Here is an 11,460-nt window from a genome sequence, read left to right on the forward strand (position 1 = left end):
ATTTTTATTGAAAAAGTTGATAAATCGTTAACAAAGAAATCACACTCGTCACTCCTCCTATTACATAGTTGATATTCTTCAAAATAAATGAATCTTCTTCTGATTTTGAGTTAAAAAATTTCAGATACAGTCCAAAAATAATCATCGAACCAACAACAACTCCTAAAGCAAAAACTGATCTATTTGGTTGTCCAAAAACATTAACATTATATGAAACCAACGTTGCGCTTAAAAACACATAAAAAGGTATTGGAAAAACATTTACAGCGGATAACAATAATCCATAAATGAATTTATTTTTTTGTTTTACATCACCTTGTTGTTTTAGCTTTTTATTCTTCTTTTTTTGATCTTGTTTCTTTGCAAAAAAGAGAAAATAAATCGTAATAATTACAAAAACAGCTAATCCAACTTCCCTAAAAATTTTAGTAACTTCTTCATTAAAATCAATAAATTTTGCCAGAAAAATTGCCAAATAAACCTGAATTGCAATCGTAATCGCTGTTCCAGACATAAAACTATATGCACTTTTAGTTCCTTCTTGTTTCCCAATTTTTACCACCGTCATATTCAACAATCCAGGAATGGATGATCCAATAAAAGCTGTGAAAACTCCGATTAAAAGTAGTTCTAAATACTGCATTAATTCTTTTTAAAAAGGTTTGCAAATTTAGACAAACTTGTTGGAGAAACCTATTGAAGTAATATGAATCATTTAAAAAAATATTACTTAAACATCCATATTAACGCTGATTTTATTGAAGAATTGAAAATTGTGAAATGATTTTGCGAAGGATCATGTAAATAATTCCAATTTGATTTCAAGTTATCTTTTTCGCGTAATTTTTCTACAAATTGATCTGTAAACTTTGAAATTGAAATAGTTTTAGAACTTGAAATCCAAATCTTTTTATTTTCTAATAGATTAAAATCAAATTTTTCAAAATAAGAATCAAACAATTCGTGGTTATTCCACCAAAGCGAAGGATCAATTGCGATATAAGAATCAAAATAATGCGAAAAATAAAACAATATATCCATTACCAATAATCCGCCTAAAGACTCACCAACAATAGTTTTCGAATTATTTGTATAGTAATTTTTCGAAATATAAGGAAGTAATTCTAATACAATAAATTTCTCAAAATATTCTGCATTTCCATATTCTGGAACCCATTTTTTATCTTTTGCAATGTATGTATTTCTTGTAAAATCTAAATTTCGATTAATATTTTCAATTCCTACAATCATCAATGGTTGAATATGATTTGATATAATTAACTCATCAATTAGTTTTGATATTTGCTTAAATTTTTCATTAATTCCGCCATCTAATAAATACAAAACAGGCAAACTTTCATTTATAAAACGCTCTGGTATCCAAACAAAAATATTTCTTTCTTGGTTTAAAAAATCAGAATACAACTTTTTCTTTTTGTAATTTAATTCGCTTGACATTTATACTTTTTTGAGGCTTTATTAAAGTTAATCGAAAAAAATCAATAAAAAAACCACTCCAAAATTTGGAGTGGTTTTTCATATATTTTAAAAATTAAATTAAAATTACAAAGCTTGTAACTGCTCTTCAATTTGAGCAATTTTAGATAATGCATCAGCCTCTTTTTTACGTTCTGCATTAATCACTTGTTCTGGTGCACCAGCAACAAACTTTTCGTTTGATAATTTTTTACGAACAGAATTTAAGAAACCTTGGTTGTAATCCAACTCTTTTTGTAATTTCTCACGCTCAGCTTCAATATCGATATTATCAGACATCGGAACCATAAATTCTAACGTACCAACACGGAAAGCAAAACCTTTTTCTGGTTTATCACCTGTATTGAAATTAGAAACATTTCCTAATTTAGAGAACACATCTACATAAATTTCGTTCGCAGCCTGAGCATCAGCAAAAACTTCTAAAGCTTCTTTTGGCGACATTCCTTTTTCTGAACGTAATCCACGAATAGCAGTTGTTGCTTCTTTTGTATTTTCGAAATTCCTGATAATCTCTTCATTGAAAGATGTTACTTCAGGATATTTAGAAATAATTAAGGCTTCGTTTTCTGTTCTTTCAGCAATTAAATGCCAAATTTCTTCTGTTAAGAAAGGCATAAATGGATGTAAAACTTTCAATACATTTTCTAAATAAGAAATTGTTGCTGCATAAGTTTTTGCATCAATTGGCTCACCAAAAGTAGGTTTAATTGCTTCTAAGTACCAAGAACAGAAATCATCCCAAATCAATTTATAAATTACCATCAATGAATCAGATAAACGATATTGATCGTAATTATGTTCGATATCTGCTAATGCTTGTTGGAATTTATTTTCGAACCATTCAACCGCTTTTGTTTGAGCAGAAGTTTGTTCTAAATCTTCTTTCACTTCCCAACCTTTGATCAAACGGAAAGCATTCCAAATTTTATTAGCGAAATTACGCCCTTGTAAACACAAATCAACATCGAAAGGTAAATCATTCCCAGCAGGCGCCGTTAACAACATTCCCATACGCGTTGCATCTGCCCCGTATTCATTCATCAATTCGATTGGATCTGGTGAATTTCCTAACGATTTTGACATTTTACGACCTTGTTTATCACGAACAATTCCTGTGAAATATACATTTTCGAAAGGTAATTCGTTACGATACTCATATCCAGCCACAATCATACGTGCTACCCAGAAGAAAATAATATCTGGACCTGTTACTAAATCTTGTGTTGGATAATAATAATTGATTTCTTCGTTTTCTGGCTCATTAATTCCGTTGAAAACAGAAATTGGCCATAACCAAGAAGAAAACCAAGTATCTAATGCATCTTCATCTTGACGTAAATCTTCGATTTTTAATGCTGCATTTCCTGTTTTTACTTGTGCTAATGGTAAAGCTTCTTCTTTTGTTAAAGCTACAACGAAATCTTCATTTCCATCACCATAGAAAAATGCAGGAATTTGGTGTCCCCACCATAATTGGCGAGAAATGTTCCAATCTGTTACATTTTCCATCCAATTACGATACGTATTTTTAAATTTCGCAGGATGAAATTTAATCGTATCATTCATTACATTATCTAAAGCTGGTTTAGCTAAATCTGTCATTTTCAAGAACCATTGATTAGAGATTTTAGGCTCAATCACCGCTCCTGTTCTTTCAGATGTACCAACTTTATTATTATAATTTTCTACTTTTTCAAGTAAACCTTTTTCTTCTAATTCTTTCTCGATTTCTTTACGCGCTTTGAAACGATCTAATCCAGCATAATTTAATCCTAAATCATTCAATTTCGCATCATCTGTAAAAATATCAATGAAATCTAAGTTATGTTTTTTACCTAATTCGTAATCATTCACATCGTGTGCAGGCGTAACTTTAAGACATCCTGTACCAAATTCGATGTCAACATATTCGTCTTCGATAATATTTACTTTACGACCAACGATTGGAACAATAACTTGTTTTCCTTTCAACCATTCGTAGCGCTCGTCATTTGGATTGATACAAACCGCAGAGTCACCAAAAATTGTTTCAGGACGAGTTGTCGCCACAACAATATATTGATCAGTTCCATCAACTTGATATTTTAAATGATATAATTTTCCATTTTTATCAACATGAACAACTTCTTCGTCAGAAATATTTGTCTTCGCTTCCGGATCCCAGTTTACCATACGGTAACCACGATAAATTAATCCTTTGTTATATAAATCAATAAAAACACGTTGAACAGATTCTGATAAATCTGGATCCATCGTAAATTTTGTACGATCCCAATCACAAGAAGCTCCTAACTTTTTTAATTGATCTAAAATGATTCCGCCATGTTTATGCGTCCAATCCCAAGCGTGATTCAAAAATTCTTCACGACCGATATCAAATTTAGAAACACCCTCCTCTTTCAATTTCGCAACAACTTTCGCTTCAGTAGCAATCGAAGCATGGTCTGTACCTGGCACCCAACAAGCGTTAAATCCACGCATACGCGCACGACGAATTAAAACGTCTTGAATCGTATTATTTAACATATGTCCCATGTGTAAGACTCCTGTTACATTAGGTGGTGGAATGACGATTGTGTAAGCTTTTCTTTCATCTGGAGTAGATTTAAAATACTTCTTCTCCATCCAGTATTCATACCATTTTCCTTCAACTTCCGTTGGCGTATATTTAGATGCGATTTCCATTATTTATATATGACTTAAAATAAATTTGGGCAAATTTACACAATCTGCCCAACATTTCTAAGATATTATATAATTTGTTTATTTATTCAATAAATCAATAAGTTTAATTAAATCTTGTTCTTTTTTAAGATTAAGTTTATTTGTACTTACTATAGCATTTACATCTTTATCCGTAAAGTCTTTAAATTTTTTAGGTGAATTTGGAACATTATACATTTTGTCATTATAACCAATCAATAATTTCTCTTGTTTAAAATAATTTCTCTTATTAGAAGCATTTAAACCACCAGCACCAAGACCATCTACTCCATCAATAGATAATTTTCTATAAAGTACAATTTTTCGATCTAAAGGTGATAATACTTGTAAATATCTTGATGTTAATGTACCCCCATCAATATAACTTACATACTTAAGAATTTTACCATCATCGAATCTAATAGTCTGGTTTGATAATTTATTCATTTTATATAAATATCCATCTCTTAAAAACTCTAAATCGTCTAGTAATGCATTATATCTAAAATTCTCCTTTTCTTTAAAACCATCAATACTAGCAGGAAGAAAATTAACATCAAAATATTCTTCTTTATTTGTTACTCCTTCAGTATACTTTTGTTGCTTAACTTCTGCAACTATAGTTTGTAAATTATATTCATTAACTGTAGCTGTTGAAGACATTTGTGCATTAGCAAAGCCATAAACCAAGAGCATAATTGTTACAAAAATTCTTTTCATATTAATATATATTAAACCCGTTGTGCATTTTAAATNNAGTCAATTTGAATTGTTTGTGACAAATATCCTTTGTCTCCAAGTAGCACACAATCTGACAGTTGAGATTTTATATCTTTCAAAAAATGAATATCATGAACAGATGCGGGACTGATATCAATACTCTGGAAAACACCATTTAAAGAACAAATAGCATGAAGTTTATAGCCATAAAAAGACATTTGCTGAGAAGCACAAAAACCTCTATTTGGTGCACTATACTGATGTTCTTTGCAAATTTTAGAGCGATTAATTCTTGCTATTTTACACACTTCCAACGGCATACTATCAACGATGAAACAATTTTCAAATTCATTAAATTCTTTCGCTAATTTGAGGCGAATACTATTAATTTGCTCTGATAATCTACGTTTTCTACGATTGTAAATACTACGCTCAATTTTACAACTTAACGCATTAGGAAGATTTCGAAATAAATGATTTTCACTATCAATACCCATAAATTCAGCAGTTAAGACAAGACTGATAAGTTCTAAATCAAAAAGTTTAGGTCTTCTACGTTGATAAATTAAAAGTGTATCTGTTGATATTTTTCGTAGAACTTCCAATATTCTTTCGTAATTTGCAAGTAAGTTGTTCATTGTAAATGTTTTGTAGTTAAAGCAATTTACTGATTTTCAATCAAATGAACAACTTTATTATTTAGTAATCAAAATGCACAACGGGTATATATTAATTATTTTAGTACTAAAATACAAAAAAAGGTAGACTTTTTGTATTATTTATTTTAACTTTGGTTACAAATTAATTATCGTCATGAAAAAATTAATGTTTTTAGGCACTTTTACTTTAGGCGTTACAAGTTTATTTGCTCAAACACTTAGTTTAGAAAAAGAAGAAATTCAATTTGGAAATATAAAGTTGAATACCGAAGTAACAGCTAAGATGAAAGTAACCAACTCAGGTGATAAACCTTTAATTCTTAAAAGCGTTGTTGGTTCTTGTGGATGTACAGTTCCTGAATATCCTACAACACCTATCCAACCAGGAAAATCTGCGGATATTACCATTAAATATTCAAGTGGAGGAGTTACTGGAGATTTCAATAAATCTGTAACAATCACATCTAACGATCCAGTTTCTTCTCGAAAAATTTTCAGAATAAAAGGAAAAGCGGAATAATTGTAAAGCAAGTTAAATAACTTGCTTTTTTAAGTTAAATAACTTGCTTTTTTCTTTTTATAAATTAAAAACCATTATCTACCTAATAATCTTGAAGTCACATGATTACTAAATATTTCAATTTCATTTGATTTTAGGAACTTAACCTTCATTGTTCCATCAAAATCTTCAACAGAAATGATTTCAATTTCATCATTCAAATGAATATTTTTTGAATTCAAATACTTCAAAAATTCATCAGAAGAACCAATAACAGCGCATATTTCTACTTTATCACCTTCTTTAAATTCGGCCAATTTTTTGTAATTGATAATTTCTATTTTTCCATTTTTATCTGGAATTGGAGAACCATGCGGATCTAATTTAGGAAAATTCAATAATTCGTCCATTTTATCGAAAAAAATTGGACTTTGAATATGTTCTATTTGCTCAGCAATTTCATGAACTTGTTCCCAACCAAATCCCATTTTATCTACCAAAAACATCTCTGTTAATCGGTGTTTTCTTACAATCAAAGAAGCTTTCAGAATTCCTTTATCAGATAACCGAAGTGGTTTATACGATTCATAAATCACCAATTCTTTTTCAGCTAATTTTTTCATCATACTGTTTACAGTAGGCATTTTTATTTCCAAATGCTTACTCAAATCCTTCACATTCACTTCTCCTTTCCCATTTTCAGAAAGATGAAATAATGCTTTTAGGTAATTTTCTTCGACCAATGAATTCATGGAAACAAATATAGTTGAAAATTAAGTAAAATTTAAAAATTCATTTTTAATAATATTTTTGTTAGATTTGTCTAACTTTTTAATTTGATTATAAATTTTACTTAACATGAAAACAACATTTTATTTATTCATCACCTTAACCTCCATTCTATCAAATGCTCAGGAACAAAAAGATTCTATTTATATGGAAGATTCTTCAGAAAATTTAGATGAGATTGTAATTACAGGAACAATGAAAGCTGTAAGAAAATCTGATAGTCCAGTTCCAATTGAAATCTATACACCAAAGTTTTTTCAAAAAAATCCAACACCTTCATTATTTGACGCTGTACAATTAATAAATGGTGTTCAACCACAACTAAACTGTAATGTTTGTAACACAGGTGATATTCATATTAACGGAATGGAAGGTCCATATACCATGATTTTAATTGACGGAATGCCAATTGTTTCTTCTTTATCTACTGTTTATGGTTTGAGCGGAATTCCGAACTCTTTGGTAGAACGAATAGAAGTTGTAAAAGGACCAGCATCTTCCCTTTATGGAACAGAAGCCATGGGTGGTATAATTAATGTAATTACGAAATCTCCTAAATCTGCTCCAAAATTATCTTTGGATGCTTTTACAACTTCTTGGTTGGAAACCAATCTTGATGGTGGATACAAATACAATTTAGGAGAAAAGGTAAATAGTTTATTTGGTTTTAATTACTTTAAATATGGTAATAAGAAAGATAAAAATAACGACGGTTTCACGGATGTAACTCTACAAGATCGTATTACGTTATTCAATAAATTTGATTTTGAACGTCAAGAAAATAGAACAGCTTCCGTTGCTTTACGTTATTTATATGAAGATAGATGGGGAGGTCAAATGAATTGGAAAAGAAAACTTCACAGAGGAAGCGACGAAGTTTATGCTGAAAGCATTATGACAAATCGTTTTGAAGCGATAGGAATGTATCAATTACCTCTAAAAGAGAAAATAATGACTCAATTTTCTTATAATTTTCATCAACAGAATTCATTTTATGGTCCAGAATCGTATCAAGGAAAACAACAAGTTGTTTTTGCTCAAGCTTATTGGGATAAAATAATTGGACAACATAGTTTACTTTTAGGAACTTCATTCAAGTATACTTATTACGATGATAACACAAGAGGGACTGGAGAATATGATGAAGATAATAATCTAATTAAGAATAACCCTATGAATACACCAATTCCTGGTATTTTTGTACAAGACGAATGGACATTAAACTCTGAAAATAAATTATTACTTGGTTATCGATTTGATTATGATAAAACACATAAAGGAATACATTCTCCAAGAGTAGCTTATAAATTTTCACCTTCATCTCATCATACTTTAAGAGCAAGTTTTGGTACAGGATTTCGTGTTGTAAATGTTTTCACAGAAGATCATCGTGCATTAACTGGAGCTAGACAAGTAGTTTTTGAAAATGAATTAAAACCTGAAAAATCATATAATGGAAATATTAATTATGTATTCAAACTACCAACTTCTTTCACCGCTTTAAACTTTGATTTTACAACATTCTATTCTTATTTCACAAACAAAATTATTGCTGATACAGATACTGACGAAACAAAGATTATCTATGACAATTTAGATGGACACGCAATATCTCAAGGAGTTTCTTTAAACATAGATGCAACATTTGACTTTCCTCTAAAAATAATGCTTGGCGCAACCTATATGGATGTATACAAAAAAGAAGATGGAGAAAAAGAAGTTCAATATCATGCACCAAAATGGTCTGGAAATTTCTTAGCAAGTTATACATTCAAAAAAGGTTTTACTGTTGATTTAACCGCCAATTATAATGACAAAATGAAATTACCTCAAGTAGAAAATGATTATCGACCAGAATATTCAAAACCAACTGTTATTGCAAATATTCAATTAAGTAAATCATTTAAGAATAATATTGAAATCTATGGTGGAATCAAAAATATTTTTAATGTTTTACCAAAAGGCGATGTTATTGCTCGTTGGTGGGACCCATTCGGAGAACCTGGAAATGGCGTTACTCCTCCTAAAGGAAGAAACGATGTTATTTTTGAACCAAATGATTACAGCTATACACCTATGCAGGGAACAAGAGGTTTTATAGGTGTTCGATACAATTTACGTTAATGAAAATCTGGTACTTCATATTCATTTTATCATCATTGAATCTCCAAGCACAGATTTCATTAGAAAAATTTAATTCAATTTCTAATGAAAATCCTAAACCAATTCTACTTTATTTTTCGACAAATTGGTGTAGTTACTGTATGATTCAAAAGAAACAATTAAAAAAGGATAAAGAATTACTTCAAATTCTAAATAATGACATTTATTTTATTGAATTTGAAGCAGAAACAAATGAATCTATTATCTTTTTAAACAAAAAATATGAACCTAAATCGAATAAAAAAACTCACCTATTTTTAGAAGAATTCATTGATAAAAATGAACAAATTAGTTATCCATATTGGGTTTTAATCTCAAAAGATTATAAAATTGAAATGACTTATACTGGATTAATTAAAAATAAACCCCTAAAACTTTTATTGGAAAAGTATTTACAAAAACCTTAATTTTTAGATTTACAAAAAAGCCTCAATTAATATTGAGGCTTTTTAATCACAAAAATTTACTCAAACGCAATTATCGAAAGTTTTGGATTTTCAATAGTCTCTTTTTGTTTGAGCTTTTCTATATCAATCACACCAACAATATGATTGTAATTTTTACTCTGATAACGTTCTTCTATTTCATCAAAAATATTTGAAACATCATCTGCTTGATTCTCAAAACCGATATAAATTCGCTTCTTTCCTGTTTGATTAAAAACTCCTTCTTCTTTGTTTTCATATTTTCGAATCGAATATTGATAATCATATTTCAACGCAGAAATATCACTCAAAACAGCCGAAGAAGTTGGGAAACGCCCTGCTCCTTTTCCATATAAAAATTGCTCATCTGAAAGCGAACTTCCAATCAAAACTCCATTATATTCGTTATTCACAAGCGCAATTGTTTTATTTAATTCAACAAAAGTTGGCAAAACTGTTGATGTAATTTCACCCGTTTGATGATTAATTTTAGAATTAGCAATCAACTTTATTGTATAATTTTTTTCTTTTGCGTATTTAAAATCTTCAACTTTCAATGAAGTAATTCCTTTTCGAATAACTTGATCAACATCAATCTTTTTACCGAAAGCATGCAACGTAATAATTGCTAATTTACTCGACGCATCAAAACCTTCTACATCAGCCGTTGGATCAGCTTCTGCAAAACCACTTTCTTGCGCTGCTTTTAAGGCATCTTGATACGACTCATTTTCATTCGCCATTTTCGTCAAAATGTAATTTGTTGTCCCATTTACAATTCCAGATACATAATTCAATAAATCGTTATCAAAATATTCTTCTAGATTTCTAATAATCGGAACTGACCCGCAAACAGAGGCTTCATAAAGAAAAGAAACATTGTTTTGTGCTTGCAAATCCAATAATTCTTTGTGATGATCTGCAATCAATTTTTTATTTGCACTTACCACATGTTTACCTTTATTGAACGCTTTTATAATGATATCATGTGCCGCATCAGCATCCGAAATTAACTCAACAACAACATTTATTTCATCGTCATTTAAAATATCATCCGCATTAGTCGAAAATAATTCAGACGGAGCATTTCTAGATTTAGAATTATCTTTAATTACAATTTTTTTAATTGCAGCATTCAATTGTGGTTTTTCTTCCAATACCTTGTAAATTCCTTCTCCTACAACTCCAAATCCGAACAATCCGATATTTATTTTTTTCATTTATTTGTTTTGTTTTTAATTATTTACCAAAGAAAAGTGAAGAAAAAAAATGGTTCAATCGCATAAAAACAATTGAACCATTTTGAATAAAGAATATTATTGAAGATTGGTTTACAGTAGTTTTTATTCATCTTTCCTATAAGGATGGATTTAGCACCTTGATTCATTAATCAGGTTGCTAAAGTTTCTTTGGGCCATTTCCCTCCACTTTTCTTGATAAAATGTAAATTTTAATGAACTATTTCTGAGGACAAATTTAGGCGAAAGAATTCTATATATCCAAATTAATTTCATTTCTTTAATTTAATATTTTCCGTAATTATAGATAAAAATACACAAATAATGAATTTTATTCTATAAATATTTATAGACAAAAATAATTTTCTAAAAAATACAATTAAAAGAAAAAACAAATCTTAATAATTTTTAATAAAACCCTATTTTTATTAAAAATATTCTAAAAACTACAATTTTCAATAACTAATTAAAATATTATTTCTTTAAAATAGTAATTTTAAAGAAATATTTTCTAAAATAAATTTCAAAAATGACCTATTAGAGATTTTGAACTATTTCAAACAAAAATTATTTCTATGAACCAAGTTTCGAACTCGTTTTTTTCAATCTTGATTTTTTTATTCTCAATACTTTAAATAATTTTGCACATAGCTTTATAAAGAAAGATGGAGGGAATAGGCCCGTTGAAATCTTAGCAACCCAAAGTATAGTTGGGTGCTAAATCCTACTCAAATAGAGAAAGATAAGGACTTACCTCACACTTC

The 11,460-nt window shown here is 29.3% G+C and carries 9 protein-coding genes, 1 pseudogene and 2 riboswitches; of the genes and pseudogenes, 3 read left to right on the plus strand and 7 right to left on the minus strand.

Annotation, left to right across the window (positions count from 1 at the left end; all coding sequences use genetic code 11):
• Positions 1 to 4 precede the first annotated feature (4 nt).
• The 5 genes and pseudogenes from B3J26_RS08880 to B3J26_RS08900 all read right to left on the minus strand — a co-directional run.
• A complete protein-coding gene (locus B3J26_RS08880; protein WP_291074202.1) occupies positions 5 to 643 on the minus strand; it encodes a LysE family transporter in 639 nt (212 codons plus the stop codon).
• An 83-nt stretch (positions 644 to 726) separates the two neighbouring features.
• A complete protein-coding gene (locus B3J26_RS08885; protein WP_291074204.1) occupies positions 727 to 1,458 on the minus strand; it encodes an alpha/beta hydrolase in 732 nt (243 codons plus the stop codon).
• A 105-nt stretch (positions 1,459 to 1,563) separates the two neighbouring features.
• Positions 1,564 to 4,185, minus strand: a complete 2,622-nt coding sequence (locus B3J26_RS08890; RefSeq protein ID WP_291074205.1) for a valine--tRNA ligase — start codon at positions 4,183 to 4,185, stop codon at positions 1,564 to 1,566.
• Between the two features lie 78 nt (positions 4,186 to 4,263).
• A complete protein-coding gene (locus tag B3J26_RS08895) occupies positions 4,264 to 4,923 on the minus strand; it encodes a hypothetical protein (protein WP_291074207.1) in 660 nt (219 codons plus the stop codon).
• A 38-nt stretch (positions 4,924 to 4,961) separates the two neighbouring features.
• Positions 4,962 to 5,561 (minus strand): annotated as a pseudogene (locus tag B3J26_RS08900) (IS982 family transposase); the annotation flags it as partial.
• A 175-nt stretch (positions 5,562 to 5,736) separates the two neighbouring features.
• Here B3J26_RS08900 and B3J26_RS08905 point away from each other — a divergent pair.
• Positions 5,737 to 6,102: a DUF1573 domain-containing protein gene (locus tag B3J26_RS08905; protein ID WP_291062867.1), complete on the plus strand. Its 366-nt coding sequence runs from the start codon at positions 5,737 to 5,739 to the stop codon at positions 6,100 to 6,102.
• A gap of 74 nt (positions 6,103 to 6,176) precedes the next feature.
• Here the strand turns inward: B3J26_RS08905 and B3J26_RS08910 are convergent, their stop codons facing one another.
• Positions 6,177 to 6,833: a metal-dependent transcriptional regulator gene (locus B3J26_RS08910; RefSeq protein WP_286496173.1), complete on the minus strand. Its 657-nt coding sequence runs from the start codon at positions 6,831 to 6,833 to the stop codon at positions 6,177 to 6,179.
• A gap of 106 nt (positions 6,834 to 6,939) precedes the next feature.
• Here B3J26_RS08910 and B3J26_RS08915 point away from each other — a divergent pair, with 106 nt between their 5' ends.
• Both B3J26_RS08915 and B3J26_RS08920 read left to right on the plus strand, forming a co-directional pair.
• Positions 6,940 to 8,994: a TonB-dependent receptor plug domain-containing protein gene (locus tag B3J26_RS08915; RefSeq protein WP_291074209.1), complete on the plus strand. Its 2,055-nt coding sequence runs from the start codon at positions 6,940 to 6,942 to the stop codon at positions 8,992 to 8,994.
• Positions 8,994 to 9,440 (plus strand): thioredoxin fold domain-containing protein, encoded by a 447-nt coding sequence (locus tag B3J26_RS08920; protein WP_125350313.1) that lies wholly within the window; start codon positions 8,994 to 8,996, stop codon positions 9,438 to 9,440. Before B3J26_RS08915 ends, B3J26_RS08920 begins: the two co-directional genes overlap by 1 nt.
• Positions 9,441 to 9,496: 56 nt before the next feature.
• On the opposite strand, the gene B3J26_RS08925 is transcribed toward B3J26_RS08920, so the two are convergent.
• Entirely contained in the window at positions 9,497 to 10,678 is a 1,182-nt protein-coding gene (locus B3J26_RS08925; protein WP_221856801.1) for a homoserine dehydrogenase, read from the minus strand.
• Positions 10,679 to 10,802: 124 nt separating this feature from the next.
• Positions 10,803 to 10,901, minus strand: a riboswitch (SAM riboswitch).
• Between the two features lie 445 nt (positions 10,902 to 11,346).
• A riboswitch (SAM riboswitch) is annotated at positions 11,347 to 11,445 on the plus strand.
• The last annotated feature ends 15 nt before the right edge of the window (positions 11,446 to 11,460 follow it).

Source organism: Empedobacter sp. UBA5987, from assembly GCF_002429865.1.
Lineage (GTDB): Bacteria > Bacteroidota > Bacteroidia > Flavobacteriales > Weeksellaceae > Empedobacter > Empedobacter falsenii_B.